Source organism: Vibrio sp. VPAP30, assembly GCF_001188205.1.
Lineage (GTDB): Bacteria > Pseudomonadota > Gammaproteobacteria > Enterobacterales > Vibrionaceae > Vibrio > Vibrio bivalvicida.
This window is the reverse complement of the sequence record NZ_LBLS01000043.1, coordinates 178907-197805: the sequence shown is the minus strand read 5'-3', so window position 1 is coordinate 197805 and position 18899 is coordinate 178907. Positions and strand designations below refer to the sequence as shown.

The following is an 18899-nucleotide window of genomic DNA, read 5'->3' as shown; positions in this document are numbered from 1 at the left end:
CTTTATCATTTAGTGTTTGGTGACCAACAATTACATGGTGTAAGTGTATGGAGCTTGAATACCTAGCGGGATACCTAGCATCCAGTACGCAACTAGGAAGATAGACCAACCGATTAGCATTGCGATAGAGAATGGCATCATTAGTGAAGCAAGTGTACCAATACCGGTCGACTTCACATAACGCTGACAGTACACCACGACAAGTGGGAAGAAGACCATCAGAGGTGAAATGATGTTCGAAACAGAATCACCGACGCGGTAAGCCGCTTGAGACAATTCTGGTGAGATACCTACAGCCATCAGCATTGGAACTAGGATTGGGCCAATCAGAGCCCATTTCGCTGACGCAGAACCGATGAGAAGGTTAACTGCCGCTGTTAGAAGAATCATACCGATGATCGTTGCTTCACCAGGCAGGTTCATCGCTTTCAAGCCTTCAGCACCGTATAGCGCTAATAGAGTGCCAATGTTTGACTGAGCGAACGCTGATAGGAACTGAGCACAGAAGAACGACATTACGATATAAGCACCCATGGTAGACATAGTATCCGCCATCGCTTTGATAATATCGTTACTGGTTTTGAACGTACCCGACACTTTACCGTAAACGTAACCAGGGATGATAAACAGGATGAAGATCAATGGCACAATCGACTTCATAATTGGCGCTGAGAACGCTGTAATTTCACCGTCTGGAGAACGCAGTGCTGATGTTTCAGGGATCAAAGCAGCAACTAGCACAGCGATACCCGCAAGCATAGCCCAACCCGCGTAACGGAACGCTTTAGACTCTAGCTCAGTGAATGAACCTAGATCCGGTGCTTTTTCTGCATCTTCATCAACCGGTGTATTTGCTAAGCGAGGTTCAATGATTTTCTCTGTAACATACCAACCAATCGCTACGATGATTACTGAAGAGATACCCGTGAAGAAGATGTTAGCCAATGGGTTAACTACATACTCAGGGTCAAGTACCTGCGCTGCTGTTTGTGTGAAACCTGCTAACAGTGGGTCGATACCTGAAGGGATAAAGTTAGCAGAGAAACCGCCAGAGACACCAGCAAACGCCGCTGCGATACCCGCTAGAGGGTGACGGCCAGCTGCGTGGAAAATAATACCACCAAGAGGAATAACCAGTACGTAACCCGCATCTGCTGCAGTGTGCGATACAATTGCTACAAGGATCAGCATTGGTGTAAGTAGCTTAGCTGGTGTGAAGTTAAGCATTTTCTTCAGGCCAGTTGTAATGAAGCCAGAAGAGTCAGCAACACCAACACCTAGCATCGCAACAAGCACGATACCTAATGGTGCAAAGCCAGTAAAGGTTGTCACCATGTTCGCTAGAAAGCTTGCTAAAGATTCGCCAGTCAGAAGGTTGTTGATTGCAAGCGCTTCACCCGAACGTGGATTAATGAGATCGAACGTGAAGTTAGAAAGAAGGGCAGATGCACCCCATGTAATGATCAGTGCCCAAAAGAACAGAATAGCAGGATCCGGGATCTTGTTACCTGCTCGTTCAATAAAGTTAAGGAAGCGGTCCATACCACTAGGCTTTGGTGACGGAGCTTTATTAATTGCTTGGTTACTCATGGTAACTCCATATGTGATGTTGTTGCGGTAGACCTTTATGCATTTATTATGTCGGTCTATTTTTCACCACGTATTTTAGTGAATCCACTCTAATAAAGCACAACAATCTAGAGGTTTTTCCATAATTGGAGACATATTTTGCAAAAACGCCATCTACGTGCAACAAAGTCAAAACACAAACACTCGACATTACTAAACAATAATGAAACCAAAATGCAAAATATAACGTATGCAGGTTAGTAAAATAGATCTACCAATTCACAATATGAATCTATCTGCTTATAAATTCACCATGTTTTGCAATCATGGTGTTGAGCGTGACTTGTTGGAGCTTTCCTAAACGATCTTGCCAATGTGCAGTAATAGTAATGTGCTTTAGCGCCGAAGAAACAGCGCTCGATGGCGTTGTGACCTTCCAAATAAGCTGATAAGGCGGGTGTGATTCTGAACCATTAGTGATCAACTCAAAATCTGCTACTGAAATTGCCGACAGAGTTGGATCCGCTTCACGTGTGCGAAACCACTCAAGTTTTTGTTCCATCAAATTCAGGCTTTCTAAACTCTTAACAGCAAAATCGGCACGTTGCTCGGTATACACTTGCATCTTTATCAGCGCCAAGCTGGCAATACCAATCAATAGCAAGGCAATCAGCACTTCCAGAAAACTAAAACCTTGCTGATTACTGCACATACCAACCTCCAGGATACCAAGTAAATACTTTGCGTCCCTGTACGGGATTGTTAGAAGAGAAGTAATCTAAATCATAAGAGCCTTTTAATACGGCTTCGCCCCCCTCGGCATCGAAGTGCATTCCACCTTCCGGGCGAAATGCTCCATTATCAAAATACACCGTTTTATTACCAAGCCAAGTTTCAATCGAATTTTTAAAACTCACCTCATTCCAATATTCGCTAATACTCAGTTCACTAAAGTCGAGCGACGACATATCAACCAAATGATAAAAAGATCCCGCAAACACATTCGGTCCTGTTGCAGCAAAGATGCCATTTTCGACCACTAATGATGAAGGCCAAGAGACGTTCAATAGCGTGGTTATCACGCAGTGTCCTTCGATCCATAACTTGTTGGCGGTTGGTGTCAAATAGGTATTAATAACATCGGCGCAGTTGTGCCCATCAATCATCGTCGCTAACGAGATCACTTGATATTGCAGCTTAGCGAGCGCAATATTTTCAGCACTTTTTTCCATATTGAAGTAGTTGTTAAATGTACTAAGTTGTGAATCTTGCTGGTAATCGTTTTTAAACAGGTTGCCATTTTCAGATGTGCTTTGGTTGCTAGAAAGAGCGGTTTTGTACTCTGGTGCGCACTCGCCGTTAAATCCGCTGTAGGGGCCATTGCGCATAGGTGAGCGAGTCGACAGTGTACCTGTGCTTCCCTCTGTTTCGAACACTACTTTAGATAGATACCTCACTGCCACACACTCATAAAGGCCGTCAGATCTAACCTCTCTTGGAGCATCTGGTGCAATATTAATACTACCTATCAGACGCAAGTCAGCTCTCGATTGAATCGCGCCCATACCACTCACTTCGCTGTGATGAAAGCGTCGATTAATCCGATAGTTTTCACTATTGGCGTGTACAACGTAGCTATCTCCACTTAGCGGCTCAATATAGAGAGATTCTAGTTTCAAGTCTTGCTTGCACACATCATTAAGTAAGGTGTTTGAAGCGGAAGAGAGCGCACTCAGTTTATCAGGGTACCTATGTATATAAGCATAAACGCACTCTATTCCCGCTTCCGACAACCAATGAGCTTTCCTTACCTTTATTTCATTTTGCGCTCTTTTAATTTGATAAAACAACACCTTGTAGCTCGTTAACCCCAAAACTAAAGTTGAAATAAGAAGTACAGATGTCACTAGTAGAGTCACCCACCCTTTTTCATCTACACGCCTCATTGCCAATTTCTCTCTAGAATGGTTATACCGGTTTGGTAAGAAATCCCACTGTCAGCAACAAGGTACGCGCTGATTGAAATAGTCACCATTGCCATCTCTGCCTCGCCGCCTTTAACTGTTTGACTATGTAGTGCAAAATCCGATACTGATATTTGTTTTGGGTTAAATACGTTAAAGCAAAAACCTCCTAGGCCGGATTTAGAGGCAGAGGAAACAGAAAGAGGCTCAACCGTGTGCTTCTCACATACCTTAAGCGAGTCTCCAAGGTTTGACACTTGTGATTCTTCACGCTTAAACACAACATTACGAAATGCCGATGTTCCCGATGAAGCGACACGGTAAACATACCCAACCAAACCAGGTTGTGTTTCTATATAAAGGTTTGAAGTTGCACCAGACAGCATGGCGGGAGAAGTAGCAACACCATTAAAGCCTGCCCGCTGAATATCCTCTTTGATTTGTAACATTGTGCTTGATAAATTCTGGGTTAGGAGCAACTGCTTTCCTCTGTGCGCCACTAGCTTTTGCCCACTAATAAACACCGAACCAATAGTACCTATCACGATAACCCCTATCAGCGAAGCAACAAGAAGTTCGACTAAGCTAGCTCCTGTTTGATGACTCTTATTCACACACAGGGAAACCATAGTCACTCTCACTAAGGGCGCAAATCATAACTCGATTTCCAGCAAACGAACTTTTTAAGCGCAGTGCTAAGCTAACCTGATCTTTGGGATAAAAGGTCAAGCTACCGTCTTTCACTCTACCTCGCGTTCCTTCGAATTTGATTTTATTGGCGGTATACGTCCAATCTAACTTTATATCTTTAAACGACGAGCCTTGCAGGAGTAAGATTTTATTCCCCGAACCCAACGTATCAGAATCTGTCAATGTAAGTGCCCACTCTTTAGCTAGGACTGGATATGAAGAGAATGAAAAATGCGCCCATAAGTCACGGTTTCTCCACACAGCCTCGGAGCGAGCTTGGTTTAAAAAGCCGTTAAGCTCATTCGCTGCTCTCATCATTTGGCTATTTACGCTAAGAGTGTGGAAGCTTGGTGCGGCCACCGAGAGCAAAGCTCCTAATACAATGATCGCGATCAGCAGCTCTAACAAAGTAAACCCGCGAGACATTTCCCAAATTCCTATGCAAAGTCCAATGAAAAGAAATTTCCAACTTGATGACATGCTAACAGCTTAGAAAAATAGGTTTAAAATCAGATAGGAAGCATTAGAAATGATTCGAAAAATATTATGTAATTCAAGAAAAAATAAACTAGAAGCAATGACGCTGATCGAACTACTACTCACCGTCGCCATCATCTCAATACTCGCAGCCGTGGCTTACCCAAGCTATCAAAGTCATAGTCTGAAAGCACATCGAACCACTGCTATCGCCGACATGGTAAAAATACAGCTAGAATTAGAGCGTCAATATCAAGCGAGTTACCAATCGGCAGCAAGTTCAGTGCTTTATGGTGGCGTTTGTAGTTTTTGTACCCTAGACAGCGCACAGTTCGGCATTACCATATCTGCATCCAAATCTAGCTATACCATCAAAGCACAGCCGTTAGGATCTCAGCTAAATGATCGCTGTGGTGGCAACAGCTACAACCAATTAACCTTAAACCAATTGGGTGAAATGCAACCGGAAAGCTGCTGGCAATAAAAAAGCCTGCTTCGTTGCAGGCTTTTCCTAAATCGTAATGTTGAATTAACTTGTTAAGTCATCGAAGAATTTCTTCACACCGTTGAAGAAGCCTTCAGATTTTGGTTTGTGCTTAGTTGCCGCTTCACCGCCACAAGACTCTTCAAACTCCTTAAGAAGCTCTTTTTGACGAGCGCTTAAGTTCACAGGTGTTTCCACAACAAGTTTAACGATTAGATCACCAATACCACCGCCTCGAACACCTTTCACACCTTTACCACGCATACGGAACATACGACCAGTTTGCGTCTCAGTCGGAACTTTAAGATTCACACGGCCATCGAGTGTTGGAACTTCGATTTCTCCGCCAAGCGCAGCCATAGCAAAGCTTACTGGTACTTCACAGTAGAGGTTGTTGCCGTCACGCTCAAAAATATGGTGTTCTTTGACATGGACCTGTACATACAAATCACCCGCTGGAGCGCCATGCTCTCCCGCTTCACCTTCACCTGATAGACGAATACGATCGCCAGTATCTACGCCAGCTGGGATCTTAACGTTAAGTGTTTTAGTCTTCTGCTTACGGCCTTGACCATGGCACACGTTACAAGGATCTTTAATGATTTTGCCTTTACCGTGACAGGTAGGACAAGTTTGTTGCACCGCAAAGAAGCCTTGACGCATCTGTACTTGACCATGTCCATGACAAGTCCCACACGTTTCAGCTGAAGTGCCTTTTTTCGCACCGCTACCTTCACAGCTATCACAATGAACCAGTGTCGGGACTTCAATTTCTTTAGAGACACCGCGAACCGCTTCTTCAAGCGATAGTTCCATGTTGTAACGAAGGTCAGCACCACGCTGTGCACGGTGACCACCACCGCCACCACGACGACCTCCACCGAAGATATCACCGAATACATCGCCAAAGATGTCGCCGAAATCAGCGCCGCCGCCACCGAAGCCGCCACCACCCATGCCGCCTTGTTCAAAGGCTGCGTGACCATATTGGTCGTAAGCAGCTTTCTTTTGCGGATCAAGAAGAATTTCGTACGCTTCTTTTACTTCTTTAAACTTTTCTGCTGCGCTGTCATCACCCTGATTACGGTCTGGGTGGAATTTCATCGCTAGGCGCTTGTAGGCCTTTTTAATATCACGCTCTGATGCATCGCGGCTTACGCCTAATACTTCGTAAAAATCACGTTTTGACATGTTCTTCGTCACCACTGTAGTACTGCAAACGGGAGACGCTTGTCTCACCGCTTGGTGTTTGTATCATTCTAGATAAAGATTCGAGATTCGAGATTCGAGATTCGAGAACCATTATCTAGACTGACATCTTAGTTACAAACATACGGGCGTATGAGTTTCCTCAAACGCCCGTAAGAAATTAAATTAAGTATGTCGAATCAAGAATTACTTCTTGCCGTCTTCCTTAACTTCTTCAAACTCAGCATCAACTACGTCGTCTTGAGGCTGGGCTTGTTCTGCACCAGCTTCAGCGCCTTGCTGTGCTTGAGCTTGCTGTTGAGCGATTTCCATTAGCTTTTGAGCTGCAGCCATAAGTGCTTGAACTTTAGCGTCGATCGCTTCTTTGTCTTCACCCTTACGTGCTTCTTCTAGCTCAGAGATAGCTGCTTCAATCTTCTCTTTCTCGTCCGCTGGAAGTGCATCACCTGCTTCTTCCACTTGCTTGCGAGTACCGTGAATCATTTGGTCAGCTTGGTTACGTGCAGTTGCTAGCTCTTCGAACTTCTTGTCCGCTTCTTTGTTAGCTTCTGCTTCTTGTACCATTTTCTCGATATCTTCGTCGCTTAGACCGCCAGAAGCTTGGATAGTGATCTTCTGCTCTTTACCAGTCGACTTATCTTTCGCTGATACGTGTAGGATACCGTCCGCATCTAGGTCGAAAGTAACTTCGATTTGAGGCATACCACGTGGTGCTGGCTGAATACCTTCTAGGTTGAATTGACCTAGAGACTTGTTGTACATCGCCTGCTTACGCTCACCTTGAAGAACGTGGATAGTTACCGCATTCTGGTTGTCTTCTGCTGTAGAGAAAACTTGGTTCGCTTTCGTTGGGATAGTTGTGTTCTTCTCAACTAGCTTAGTCATTACGCCGCCCATAGTCTCAATACCTAGAGATAGAGGAGTAACGTCTAGTAGAAGTACGTCTTTCACATCACCCGCAAGTACACCACCTTGAACTGCAGCACCCATTGCTACTGCTTCATCAGGGTTAACGTCTTTACGAGCATCTTTACCGAAGAACTCAGCAACTTTCGCTTGAACCATAGGCATACGAGTCTGACCACCAACTAGGATAACGTCAGTGATGTCGTTTACCGACAGGTCTGCGTCAGCTAGAGCAACTTTTAGTGGCTCAAGAGAGCGTTGAACTAGGTCTTCAACTAGAGATTCTAGTTTCGCACGAGTCACTTTAACGTTCATGTGCTTAGGACCAGTTGCATCTGCAGTTACGTAAGGTAGGTTTACGTCGGTTTGAGAAGTAGAAGAAAGCTCAATTTTCGCTTTTTCTGCTGCTTCTTTAACACGCTGCATTGCTAGAGGATCGTTCTTAAGATCGATACCTTGCTCTTTCTTAAACTCTTCAACTAGGTAGTTGATCATGCGGTTATCGAAGTCTTCACCACCTAAGTGAGTGTCACCGTTAGTTGCTAGTACTTCGAAAGTTTTCTCGCCTTCAACTTCATCAATCTCGATGATAGAGATATCGAATGTACCACCACCAAGGTCGTATACAGCGATAGTGCGGTCACCGCCTTGCTTGTCTAGACCGTATGCTAAAGCAGCAGCTGTTGGTTCGTTGATGATACGTTTAACTTCTAGACCTGCGATACGGCCAGCATCTTTAGTTGCTTGACGCTGAGCATCGTTAAAGTAAGCAGGTACTGTGATAACTGCGCCAGTTACTTCCTCACCAAGGAAATCTTCTGCAGTTTTCTTCATTTTCTTTAGGATTTCAGCTGAAACCTGAGGAGCTGCCATTTTCTGGCCTTGTGCTTCAACCCAAGCATCACCATTGTCAGCCTTAACAATTTTGTAAGGCATGATTTCGATATCACGCTGTACTTCTTCGTCTTCGAAACGACGACCAATAAGACGCTTAATTGCAAATAGCGTGTTTGTTGGGTTAGTAACTGCTTGACGTTTTGCAGGTTGACCTACTAGCGTTTCACCGTCTGTGTAACCAATTACCGATGCAGTGGTGCGCTCACCCTCTGCGTTTTCAATTACACGTGGTTTGTCGCCGTCTAGTACAGCGACACATGAGTTAGTAGTACCTAAGTCAATACCAATGATTTTACCCATCAGGCTATCTCCGAATAAATTTCTATTTTCGTTTTGCTATATCCCCTATGTGGGGATGGAGAATCGGGTTTGCAACCCTTGCTCACAAACAAAAATAATGATGTTTGCTTCTCTATGCCCAATAGATAAGGGCGGCAAATGGCTTTTCAAGGGAGGCAGTGAAAAAAAGTTAAAAAAGATTGGCAGATAACTTCGAGAAATTCCCTACTCACTCATTCTTCGCTCTATGAAATGACAATAATCGCATCTCCAGTGTTGATTACCTCACAAGCAAGAAAAAAAAAGCGAACCCTAAGGCTCGCTTTCAATTTCCGACACTTTAAAGATTAAGCATTCGCTTGAGCTGGTTTCGCTTCTACTTCAATTTCTTCTTTGCCGATTTCACCTTCAGATTTAGCAACAATAGTGTTGACTGCGGTATCGCCCACTACGTTAGAAGATGTACAGAACATATCGTTGATACGGTCAACAGCAGCGATGATTGCCAGACCTTCTGGTGGAAGACCTAATTGGTGAAGAAGAACGCCGACCATTACAACGCCGCCACCCGGAACGCCACCCGCACCGATAGATAGCAGAAGGATGGTAAGACCCAGAGTGAATACGTCTGCCGTGTTGATAGGCTGACCAAATGCGTTCGCCACGAAGATAGTCGCTAGTGCAATGTAGATAGATACACCTGACATGTTCATTGTTGCACCTAGTGGTACACCAAAGCCTGCTACTGACTTAGATACTTTTAGCTTCTCAGTCAAAGTGCGCATTGTAACAGGGATAGTCGCGTTCGAGCTTGCTGTTGATAGAGAGAATAGGATCTGCTCACGCGTTGCACGTAGGAACGTCTTTGGAGAAGTACCCGTTGCAACTCCTACCGCCATTGGATAGAAGAAGAAAATCCAGAAAACTAGCATTGATACAACGAGTGCTACGTAGCCTGCTACAGACATCAGCGTATTTGCGTCAAGTGTTGCACCTAGTTGAATCATCAGCGCGAACACACCAAATGGTGCTAGGCTCATCACTAGACCAACTAGCTTCATCATGATTTCGTTTGCCATCTTGAACGTACGGATAGCTGGGCCACCGCGTGAGTCAAGCGCTTGAATTGCTAGGCCGGTCAGGATAGCCATAAAGATGATTTGTAGCATGTCACCGTTAGCGAACGCCTGAACAGGGTTGCTTGGTACAATGTTTACTACTAGTGAGAAGATGTCTGGTGTTTCAGTGGTCGTTAGTTTAACAGTCTCTGAAATTGTACCTGCTAAGTTCGCGTCAGCGCCCGGTTGGAAGATAAGACCAACAGTCAGTGCAGCGGTAATCGCGATGATGGTGTTAATAATGTATAGAGCAAAGGTTTTACCACCAAGACGTCCAAATGCAGTGATGTCTTTCAAATCAACAATACCACACACAATTGAAACATAGACCAAAGGTACAACAAGTAACTTGATCAGTGATACAAACATACCGCCTGCGCCTTCCGCAGCGCCTAGAAGGTAAGTATCAAAGATTGCAATCCCGCTGAAAAGGTACTGAATCGCAGTACCAATTAGTAGACCAGCAAACAAGCCTACAAAAATCTTGCTTGAAAGCGATTTATCCATCATCCATCTCCAGAATGTTGTGTTCTTAAATTATGGTTTTATAGTTTATTCCGCCACTATTTACGACGGAGTTCGCACATAATACACACAAAGGTTACAAAATAAAGACTTTGTTTACGATAATGTTACAAGTTTCAAATCAGAAATTAATTTTCAGTTAAAGTTCATCACAAGAATAATTCACCAAATCAATTAGTTATTGACAACATACAAATCTAGCCCGGAAGGATAAAAAAAGAGAGGCTTAAGCCTCTCTTGTGTTTAAAACATCTTGTATGCGCAAATTATTTAGCGACCATCACCATGGCTGGACGAACAACACGTCCGTTTAGCTCATAACCTTTTTGCATCACGAACATCACTGTGTTTGACTCATGATCAGGGCTTTCTTGAATTGACATCGCTTGATGCATTTCAGGGTTGAACGCTTCACCTTCAGGATTGATCTCTTTAAGACCAAACTTAGAAACGGTGTCAACAAACGTTTTGTGGGTTAGTTCAACACCTTCTAGCAGTGGCTTCACAACCTCACTCTCAGTATCAGCAGCCTGAATCGCACGCTCTAGGTTGTCGATCACTGGAAGTAACTCTTCAGCAAACTTGTTTAGCGCATATTTACGAGCTTTGTCGATTTCTGTTTCGGTACGGCGGCGCATGTTTTCAACTTCCGCCTTAGCGCGTAAAACACCATCTTGCTGTTCTTGAATTCTCGCTTCGCTAGTCAGCAGCGCGGCTTCTAATTGAGCAATCTTAGCGTCTTTCTCATCACCAATTTCTTCAAGTTCAGCCTCAGCATCTTGAGCTGTCGCCTCAACTTTCTCTGCCTCTTCGATGATTTGATCCAGCTCTTCTTCTGTAACTTTGTTTTCTTCGTTGCTCATGATATCTCCAGAATTGTTCATCATTGGTCCCCAACACATCACGTTTATCGTATTGGGATACACAAAAATTCGCATAAATAGCTAACTTGCCATTATTATGGGGATGAAGATTGTCGAATCAAGCCTATTTGGTGCGGAAAACCTATGAAAAAACCTTTTGAAGTGATCGCCATCATTGGTAAACCAAGAGATCAGCAAGCTATAGCCACTCATCGAGAGCTCTATACCTGGCTTCAAAGTGAAGGTTACAAAGTGTATATCGACGATAGACTGTGCGAAATCTTAGATGACATTCCTAAAGATGATTTTGCCAGTCTGATTCAACTTGGTCGTATTGCGGATCTAGCCATCGTTGTGGGTGGTGACGGCAACATGCTTGGTGCAGCGCGTGTCCTATCACGTTTTGATATCTCGGTTATCGGTGTGAATCGCGGCAACCTGGGTTTCTTGACTGATTTAAACCCTGAAGATTTCCAAACGGCGTTATCGGCGGTGTTAAACGGCGAGTTCATTGAAGAAGAGCGCTTCTTGCTTGAGGCAGAGATCCATCGACACGGGCAGGTTAAAAGCCATAATGCAGCCCTAAATGAAGCAGTACTTCACCCAGGGCAAGTCGCCCATATGATCGAATTTGAAGTTTATATCGATGATAGTTTCGCGTTTTCTCTTCGTGCTGATGGGTTAATCATCTCGACACCAACAGGTTCTACGGCCTACTCTCTCTCTGGTGGAGGCCCTATTTTGTCACCAAGCTTAAATGCTATCTCACTTGTGCCTATGTTCCCACACACGCTTTCTAGCCGGCCACTGGTTGTAGACAGTAAGCGCCACATCAAACTGATTGTCTCACCAGATAATCGCGGCACACAAGAAGTCGGCTGTGATGGTCAAGTTTCACTCCCCGTTTCACCTGGCGATGAAGTCCACATCTACCAAAGCCCAAATGTACTTAAGCTAATCCACCCGAAAGATTACAGCTATTACCATGTCCTGAGAAACAAATTGGGCTGGTCGAGTCGGTTGTTTTAGGAGCTTAGTAAGTAATGACAGAACAAGATACAATGTTCTGTCATTACTGAGGTGGAGGAACGACAGAGTCAGGAATCTCTCAAAGAGAGTCGTATAAGTTCCCCCAATTACGATTGGTTTCATTGATTAATCTCCCTTTCCATTCTCGTTTCCATTTTTTCATCTGTTTCTCTCTCACAATGGCGTCTTTGATATCAAGATAAAGCTCATAGTGGACTAAACGGTCAATGTTATACCGCTTGTTAAATCCATCTACACTACCATTTTTGTGCTGCCATACCCGCGCTTTTAGATTACTAGTGACGCCAATGTACAAACAGCTACCGGACTGGTTAGCCAGTATGTATATAGCAGGTTGTTTCACATGGACTCCTTCACCTAACCCCACGCTCCATCAATAATAGATGGACTCTCTGAATAAAAAGTTTGAAAAAAGAACCATTAAGCCAAGCCGTTGCGAGATTCCCTACTCACTCCTTCGTCGCTCTATGGAATGACAATAAACTCCTCCTACAAGGTTTAGATCCTCTTCAAAAAATTCTAAATACAATCTTTACTGTATAAAGAAACAGTATATACTGTTTTCTTATACAGTATTGTTCATTTAAACAGGTGCGTAAAATGCTGGCTCATCTAAGTGTTAATAATTTTGCAATTGTTAAGTCTCTACAGCTAGAGCTATCCAAAGGAATGACAACCATTACCGGTGAAACAGGTGCGGGGAAATCCATCGCCATTGACGCCCTCGGTTTGTGTTTAGGCGGGCGAGCGGAAGCCAGCATGGTACGTCAGGGGGAAGAGAAAACCGAAGTCAGTGCAGCTTTCTCTTTAGAGAACAATATCAATGCCACTCGTTGGTTAGAAGACAATGATCTGCTAGACGGCAACGACTGTATTTTACGTCGAATAATCAGCAAAGAAGGTCGGTCACGTGCGTTTATTAACGGCAGCCCAGTCCCACTTTCTCAGTTAAAAACTTTGGGGCAGCTTTTAATTAACATCCACGGTCAGCACGCTCACCATCAGTTGATGAAAAGTGACTATCAGATGGCAATGCTAGATCAATATGCTGGTCACTCTAACCAACTTAAAAATACACGCAACGCCTACCAGTCTTGGCGTCAAGCAGATAACAACCTTAAACAGTTAAAAGAAAACAGTGCGGCCAACCTAGCTCAGAAGCAACTTCTTGAGTACCAAATAAAAGAGCTGAATGAACTCTCTCTTGGCGAGGACGAATATGAAAAACTCGAACAAGAACACAAACGCCTATCAAACAGCGGCGAACTTGCCGCTACCTGCCAACAAGCCATCGAGCTTATTTATGAAGGTGAGGAAGTTAACGCGCTTGGTATTTTGCAATCAGCCAATCACTCCTTAGTTCAACTTGCAGAATTGGATGAAAAACTGGCTGAACTACCAAATATGCTTGCAGAAGCCATCATTCAAGTCGAAGAAGCTAACAGCGAGTTACGCAATTACTTAGACAATATTGATGTCGATCCTGCACGCATGGCTTATGTGGAAGAACGCTTCTCTAAAGTCATGTCGATGGCGAGAAAACATCATGTTATGCCTAATGAACTTTACCAACACCATCAAGATCTACTTGGTCAAATTGAAGCACTTGATTGCTCGGAAGAACGCCTAGAAGAACTTGAACAAGAAGTAGAAAACAAATACCAAAGCTTCCTAACAACGTCAGAAAAACTACACAAATCGCGCACTCGATACGCAAAAGAATTAAATAAACTGATCACGACTAGCATGCGCGAGCTCAGCATGGAAAAAGCACAGTTCCGTATTGAGGTATCTAATGAAGGTACCCACCCCTCTCCACTAGGTATGGATACCGTTTGCTTTGTTGTCTCAACCAACCCAGGACAACCGATGCAACCTATTGCCAAAGTCGCCTCTGGTGGTGAGCTTTCTCGTATTTCATTAGCTATCCAAGTAATTACAGCACAGAAAGTCGACACTCCTAGCCTAATCTTCGATGAAGTTGATGTAGGTATCAGTGGTCCAACGGCGGCAGTGGTCGGAAGAATGCTGCGCCAACTTGGCGAGTCAACTCAAGTTCTGTGTGTCACTCACCTTCCTCAAGTTGCTGGCTGCGGTCACCAACAGCTCTTTGTCGCTAAACAAACCAAGGCGGGGAAAACAGAAACGCAGATGCGCCGCTTAGATAATGAACAACGTGTGTCCGAGTTAGCTCGTTTATTGGGCGGAAGTGAGATTACTGATTCAACACTGGCTAACGCGAAAGAACTGCTTATCGCTGCTTAATCCCTACTTTTTCGAGTCAAAGTCCCTTTCTGTGAGGAATTTTGACTCGACTTTGCAACCAAATTCAAAATTCATGGTCTGAATCAATTCAAAATGCTTTCAGCTTTTTACTTTGGCGCCTAGCTTGTTTATTATCGGCTGAGTTTGATTTTTATCAGTTACAAGAATTTAAGTATGCAATTAAAAAAGTGGCTTATCGCTGTACCACTCGCTATGACTATGCTGACAGGCTGCTCGCTATTAGAAAAGCTCGTATACCGCATTGATATAAACCAAGGCAACTATGTAGAGCAATCTGCAGTAGAGCAATTAAAGTTTGGCATGACTAAAGAGCAAGTCCGCTATGTAATGGGCTCACCTATGCTTGTCGAGAATGGTTACCCAGATACTTGGTACTACATCTACCACCATACCGAAGGTCACCAAGACTCTATTCAGAAAAACCTGATCGTTGACTTTAACGATGAAGGCCAATTAGTTGATGTCGCTGGCGATTTCCCACCGAGCAAAGATTTCTTTGAGAGTATTAACTAGAAAGCTAGAAAGCTAGAGAGCTAGAGAGCTAGAGAGCTAGAGAGCTAGAGAGCTAGAGAGCTAGAGAGCTAGAGAGCTAGAGAGCTAGAGAGCTAGAGAAATTTGGAGGGTTGGCGTATTACGTCAACCCTTTTTGTTTCAATAAATTAAGCTGTCATCCTCAAGAACGAAGAATGAGTGAGTTGGGGATCTCTTAAAGCAAGTCGATGACGTATGGAGATTTTCTACTCCTTCCTTCGTCAGTCTAGGGATTGACGATATAGCATCGCTCTCCTCTCGAAGGGTGCGGTCCTACCCCGACTCTCGGAGCGAAGCGGTCTAGCCCCTCGAAGGACGAAGTCCGTTCCCGCTCTTTAAGCCTCTTTCCTTAAGGGATTTTTCTTACCGCCTGTTACTGGGTCTACAGAACCTGCAGCTTTAGCTTGCTCGGCACGTTTACGACGGATTTCTTTCGGGTCTGCTAGCAGTGGGCGATAAATCTCAATACGATCTTTATCATTGATCGTCGTATCAAGTTTAACGTTGCGACTGAACACACCGACTTTGTTTTTCTTTAGGTCAATCTCTGGGTATAACTCAAGGACACCAGATTGGACAATGATCTCTTCAACGGTCATCGACTGATTAACCACTAGCGTAAACACGCGCTGCTCTTGCGGCAATGCGTATACGACTTCAACATGAATCATTTCAGATTCAATACTCATAAGCGGGGTACACCTGTTTTGCGCGCTTGGTAAAAGCATTAACCATGTTACTGGTTAGCTCGTTAAACACCTTACCAAATGCCATTTCAATCATCTTACTTGAAAATTCGAACTCAAGCTTAAGCTCAACTTTGCATGCCTGATCATCAAGCGGAGTAAAGAACCATCCACCTTTAAGTGTTTTAAACGGTCCATCGACTAAGTTCATGATGATCGCTTCACCATCAACCAACTCATTCGAAGTTGTAAAAGTTTTGCTAATCCCTGCTTTTGCGACATCGACAGAAGCTACCATCGCATTTGAGCTAGATTCAATCACACGTGAACCAGAGCAACCCGGCAAAAACTCAGGGTAACTTGCAACATCATTCACTAGATTGAACATCTGCTGGGCACTAAACGACACTAAAGCAGAACGACTAACTTGCTTCATCTTGACTCCTTAATACATCTGCTTGAACTTCAAGCTTGCAGCAATTTTACTTTTATTTGCACTCAGCGCAAATAAAGGGATTTCCTAACTTAGCTCCTAACCGTATAATGCAGCCATTATGGCAAAGAAAAAATCAAAACAAAAAGCGGGTAGCAATACCATCGCTGTCAACAAGAAAGCTCGCCACGAATACTTCATTGATGATGAAATTGAAGCTGGGCTTGAGCTACAAGGCTGGGAAGTTAAGTCACTTCGTCAAGGCAAAGCAAATATCGCTGAAAGCTATGTTTTCATGCGTGACGGTGAAGCTTTTGTCAGTGGTATGACGATTACTCCTCTTAATCAAGCATCTACCCACGTCGTTGCTAACCCAACGCGCGTGCGAAAACTCCTTCTGAGCCGTCGTGAACTCGACAACCTACTCGGTCGCATCAACCGTGAAGGTATGACATTAGCAGCACTATCACTGTACTGGTCACGCTCATGGGTTAAAATGAAAATTGGTGTAGCGAAAGGTAAAAAGCTGCACGACAAACGTACTGATCTTAAAGAAAAAGATTGGGCTCGTGAAAAAGCACGATTTATGAAGAGCTCATTGCGTTAATCTTGAGCACTTAAACGCACAAGTATAGACAGGCTACGCTTTTCTGGTACTATGCGAGGAACACTTGGGGCTGATTTAGGATTCGACAGGAATTTTGAAGTCTGAGGTGCATGCCGTGGGGCGGTTGGCCACGTAAAAAGCCGCAAAAAAATAGTCGCAAACGACGAAAACTACGCACTAGCAGCTTAATAACCTGCTCAGAGCTCTCTCGCCCTAGCTTCCGCACGTAAGACGGGGACCAACGAGAGATCAAACCCAAACGCGCTAGCCCGGATTCTCCCGCCTGAGAGATGAACGGCGAATTATAATTCAGGATAGTCATTTACTAGCGTGTCGGTTCGCAGGTACTTGGTGAATTTAAAGATCGACTAAGCATGTAGTACCAATGATGAATGGTTTTTGGACGCGGGTTCAACTCCCGCCAGCTCCACCAAACGTTTGGAAAGGCGCTAACTCATAGAGTTAGCGCCTTTTTTGTATACTTACCAAATTTCGTCGATGATTTCGTTTTTGTACTGCTGTGCTTTAGCAAGTTCGTCGTTAAACATATATTGCTTCACGTCGAGGATTTCTTTTTCGACATCCTCATCGCCATTTTCCTGAGCAATCTCAAACCATGCCAATGATTTGGCAAAATCACTGAATACACCATGACCATTTCGATACGCATACACTAGATTTGTTGCTTTAGAGGCTATCCCTCAACCGGAATCTGTTCAGTTTCCATTCCTTCCGACAAAACACTCACTAAGAACGTGATGATTTTCACGCTTTCTGTGCCATTCAGCCATTATTAGGAATTTTTCCTAGTCGATCTAAGCCGCCCTCTCATGTGGTTAACAAACCTACTCTATAAAATCGCAGCTAGAAAAAAGAAATAGAGCACTCTGTGCATCACACCAATTACAAGAGAGTTGACGATGTTAAAATTCCTTGATCAGGTCCGGAAGCCTACCTTAGACCTTCCCGTCGAAGCGCGTAGAAAAATGTGGTTCAAACCCTTTATCCAATCTTACCTAGTGGTATTTATTGGCTATTTAACCATGTACCTAATTCGTAAGAACTTCAACGTCGCGCAAAACGACATGATTTCAACTTACGGTTTGTCGATGACAGACTTAGGTTTGATCGGCCTTGGCTTCTCGATTACTTACGGTATTGGTAAGACAGTGGTTTCTTACTACGCTGACGGAAAGAACACCAAGCAGTTCCTCCCTTTTATGCTGATCCTTTCTGGTCTGGCAATGCTTGGGTTCAGCTTCAGCATGGGTGGAGGCAGCGCAAGCCTATTCTTAATGGTTGCGTTCTACGCTCTGAGCGGTTTCTTCCAAAGTACTGGTGGCCCTTCGAGTTACTCGACCATCACTAAATGGACCCCTCGTAACAAGCGTGGTTCGTATCTAGGCCTTTGGAATATGTCGCACAACGTCGGTGGTGCGGGTGCGGCGGGTGTCGCTCTGTTTGGTGCCAACTACCTGTTCGACGGTCACGTAATTGGTATGTTCGTGTTCCCTTCTATCATTGCGATCATCGTTGGTTTCATCGGTATGCGCTTTGGTAACGACTCTCCTGAATCGTACGGTCTTGGTAAAGTTGAAGAGCTATTTGATGAAGCAGTGAGTGAAGAAGACGAAGCGGCTGAAGAAAATCAAATGACCAAGAAAGAGATCTTTGTTGAGTACGTACTGAAAAACAAAGTTATCTGGCTACTTTGCTTCGCCAACATCTTCCTCTACATCGTTCGTATCGGTATCGACCAATGGTCGACGGTTTACGCATACCAAGAACTGGGGTTATCAAAAGAAACGGCAATCTCTGGTTTCACTCTGTTTGAAGTTGGCGCACTCGTCGGCACCTTAATGTGGGGCTACTTATCTGATCTTGCTAATGGCCGTCGCGCTTTGGTGGCTTGTGTCTCGCTTGGTTTGATCATTGTTTCACTCGAGTTCTACCAACACGCCACCAGCGAGTTTATGTACTTAGCGTCTCTGTTCGTACTTGGCTTCTTGGTATTCGGTCCGCAGCTTCTTATCGGTGTCGCTGCTGTTGGCTTTGTGCCTAAAAAAGCAATCAGTGTAGCTGATGGTGTTAAAGGTACTTTTGCTTACCTAATCGGTGACAGCTTCGCTAAATTGGGCTTAGGTATGATTGCCGATGGTACGCCGATCTTTGGTTTAACTGGTTGGAAAGGTACATTCGCCGCCCTAGATACATCAGCGGTTATTTGTATCACTCTACTTGCTTTCGTTGCCATTGCAGAAGAGAAGAAGATCCGCCAAAACAAGAAAAAGCTTCAACTAGCCGAAAGCCAATCTTAATTAATTC

The 18899-nt window shown here is 44.2% G+C and carries 19 protein-coding genes and 1 other RNA gene; 7 read left to right on the top strand and 13 right to left on the bottom strand.

Annotated elements, in window-relative coordinates; translation table 11 throughout:
* Positions 1 to 30 precede the first annotated feature (30 nt).
* The 5 genes from ZX61_RS21185 to ZX61_RS21165 all read right to left on the bottom strand — a co-directional run bounded on the left by ZX61_RS21185 (position 31) and on the right by ZX61_RS21165 (position 4649).
* Positions 31 to 1590 carry an AbgT family transporter gene (locus ZX61_RS21185; protein ID WP_049846570.1) on the bottom strand — a complete coding sequence of 520 codons (1560 nt, stop codon included), beginning with the start codon at positions 1588 to 1590 and terminating at the stop codon, positions 31 to 33.
* A 271-nt stretch (positions 1591 to 1861) separates the two neighbouring features.
* Positions 1862 to 2281, bottom strand: coding sequence for a type IV pilus modification PilV family protein (locus ZX61_RS21180; RefSeq protein WP_049846569.1), 420 nt, complete (start codon positions 2279 to 2281; stop codon positions 1862 to 1864).
* Positions 2271 to 3515: a hypothetical protein gene (locus ZX61_RS21175; RefSeq protein ID WP_049846568.1), complete on the bottom strand. Its 1245-nt coding sequence runs from the start codon at positions 3513 to 3515 to the stop codon at positions 2271 to 2273. Before ZX61_RS21175 ends, ZX61_RS21180 begins: the two co-directional genes overlap by 11 nt.
* Positions 3512 to 4147, bottom strand: a complete 636-nt coding sequence (locus tag ZX61_RS21170; RefSeq protein ID WP_235431370.1) for a PilW family protein — start codon at positions 4145 to 4147, stop codon at positions 3512 to 3514. The genes ZX61_RS21175 and ZX61_RS21170 overlap by 4 nt, the downstream gene beginning before the upstream one ends.
* A complete protein-coding gene (locus tag ZX61_RS21165; protein ID WP_049846566.1) occupies positions 4140 to 4649 on the bottom strand; it encodes a GspH/FimT family pseudopilin in 510 nt (169 codons plus the stop codon). Before ZX61_RS21165 ends, ZX61_RS21170 begins: the two co-directional genes overlap by 8 nt.
* Before the next feature lie 103 nt (positions 4650 to 4752).
* On the opposite strand from ZX61_RS21165, the gene ZX61_RS21160 reads away from it, so the two are divergent.
* The gene (locus ZX61_RS21160; protein WP_049846565.1) at positions 4753 to 5184 is read left to right on the top strand and encodes a type IV pilin protein; all 432 of its coding nucleotides are present in this window, start codon (positions 4753 to 4755) and stop codon (positions 5182 to 5184) included.
* Positions 5185 to 5229: 45 nt separating this feature from the next.
* Here the strand turns inward: ZX61_RS21160 and dnaJ are convergent, their stop codons facing one another.
* The 4 genes from dnaJ to grpE form a co-directional block, all read right to left on the bottom strand.
* Positions 5230 to 6375: a molecular chaperone DnaJ gene (gene dnaJ / locus ZX61_RS21155; RefSeq protein ID WP_049846564.1), complete on the bottom strand. Its 1146-nt coding sequence runs from the start codon at positions 6373 to 6375 to the stop codon at positions 5230 to 5232.
* Between the two features lie 204 nt (positions 6376 to 6579).
* Positions 6580 to 8496: a molecular chaperone DnaK gene (gene dnaK / locus ZX61_RS21150; RefSeq protein ID WP_049846563.1), complete on the bottom strand. Its 1917-nt coding sequence runs from the start codon at positions 8494 to 8496 to the stop codon at positions 6580 to 6582.
* Positions 8497 to 8822: 326 nt separating this feature from the next.
* Positions 8823 to 10100, bottom strand: coding sequence for a dicarboxylate/amino acid:cation symporter (locus ZX61_RS21145; protein WP_049846562.1), 1278 nt, complete (start codon positions 10098 to 10100; stop codon positions 8823 to 8825).
* A gap of 284 nt (positions 10101 to 10384) precedes the next feature.
* The gene (gene grpE, locus ZX61_RS21140; RefSeq protein WP_049846996.1) at positions 10385 to 10981 is read right to left on the bottom strand and encodes a nucleotide exchange factor GrpE; all 597 of its coding nucleotides are present in this window, start codon (positions 10979 to 10981) and stop codon (positions 10385 to 10387) included.
* Between the two features lie 144 nt (positions 10982 to 11125).
* On the opposite strand from grpE, the gene nadK reads away from it, so the two are divergent.
* Positions 11126 to 12010 (top strand): NAD(+) kinase, encoded by an 885-nt coding sequence (gene nadK / locus ZX61_RS21135; RefSeq protein WP_049846561.1) that lies wholly within the window; start codon positions 11126 to 11128, stop codon positions 12008 to 12010.
* Between the two features lie 79 nt (positions 12011 to 12089).
* On the opposite strand, the gene ZX61_RS21130 is transcribed toward nadK, so the two are convergent.
* The gene (locus ZX61_RS21130; protein ID WP_049846560.1) at positions 12090 to 12374 is read right to left on the bottom strand and encodes a GIY-YIG nuclease family protein; all 285 of its coding nucleotides are present in this window, start codon (positions 12372 to 12374) and stop codon (positions 12090 to 12092) included.
* 257 nt (positions 12375 to 12631) lie between these two features.
* Between ZX61_RS21130 and recN the strand changes: the two genes are divergently transcribed.
* Together recN and bamE are read left to right on the top strand one after the other, a co-directional pair.
* Positions 12632 to 14296 (top strand): DNA repair protein RecN, encoded by a 1665-nt coding sequence (gene recN, locus ZX61_RS21125; RefSeq protein WP_049846559.1) that lies wholly within the window; start codon positions 12632 to 12634, stop codon positions 14294 to 14296.
* 174 nt (positions 14297 to 14470) lie between these two features.
* The gene (gene bamE / locus ZX61_RS21120) at positions 14471 to 14830 is read left to right on the top strand and encodes an outer membrane protein assembly factor BamE (RefSeq protein WP_049846558.1); all 360 of its coding nucleotides are present in this window, start codon (positions 14471 to 14473) and stop codon (positions 14828 to 14830) included.
* Between the two features lie 353 nt (positions 14831 to 15183).
* On the opposite strand, the gene ZX61_RS21115 is transcribed toward bamE, so the two are convergent.
* Both ZX61_RS21115 and ZX61_RS21110 read right to left on the bottom strand, forming a co-directional pair.
* Entirely contained in the window at positions 15184 to 15537 is a 354-nt protein-coding gene (locus tag ZX61_RS21115) for an RnfH family protein (RefSeq protein ID WP_049846557.1), read from the bottom strand.
* Positions 15527 to 15970 (bottom strand): SRPBCC family protein, encoded by a 444-nt coding sequence (locus ZX61_RS21110; RefSeq protein ID WP_049846556.1) that lies wholly within the window; start codon positions 15968 to 15970, stop codon positions 15527 to 15529. Before ZX61_RS21110 ends, ZX61_RS21115 begins: the two co-directional genes overlap by 11 nt.
* 118 nt (positions 15971 to 16088) lie before the next feature.
* On the opposite strand from ZX61_RS21110, the gene smpB reads away from it, so the two are divergent.
* Entirely contained in the window at positions 16089 to 16574 is a 486-nt protein-coding gene (gene smpB / locus ZX61_RS21105) for an SsrA-binding protein SmpB (protein WP_049846555.1), read from the top strand.
* A 66-nt stretch (positions 16575 to 16640) separates the two neighbouring features.
* Positions 16641 to 17007: a transfer-messenger RNA gene (gene ssrA, locus ZX61_RS23850) on the top strand.
* A 49-nt stretch (positions 17008 to 17056) separates the two neighbouring features.
* Here ssrA and ZX61_RS21100 read toward each other — a convergent pair.
* Positions 17057 to 17248, bottom strand: coding sequence for a hypothetical protein (locus tag ZX61_RS21100; protein ID WP_049846554.1), 192 nt, complete (start codon positions 17246 to 17248; stop codon positions 17057 to 17059).
* A 246-nt stretch (positions 17249 to 17494) separates the two neighbouring features.
* On the opposite strand from ZX61_RS21100, the gene uhpT reads away from it, so the two are divergent.
* Positions 17495 to 18892, top strand: coding sequence for a hexose-6-phosphate:phosphate antiporter (gene uhpT / locus ZX61_RS21095; protein ID WP_049846553.1), 1398 nt, complete (start codon positions 17495 to 17497; stop codon positions 18890 to 18892).
* Positions 18893 to 18899 lie beyond the last annotated feature (7 nt).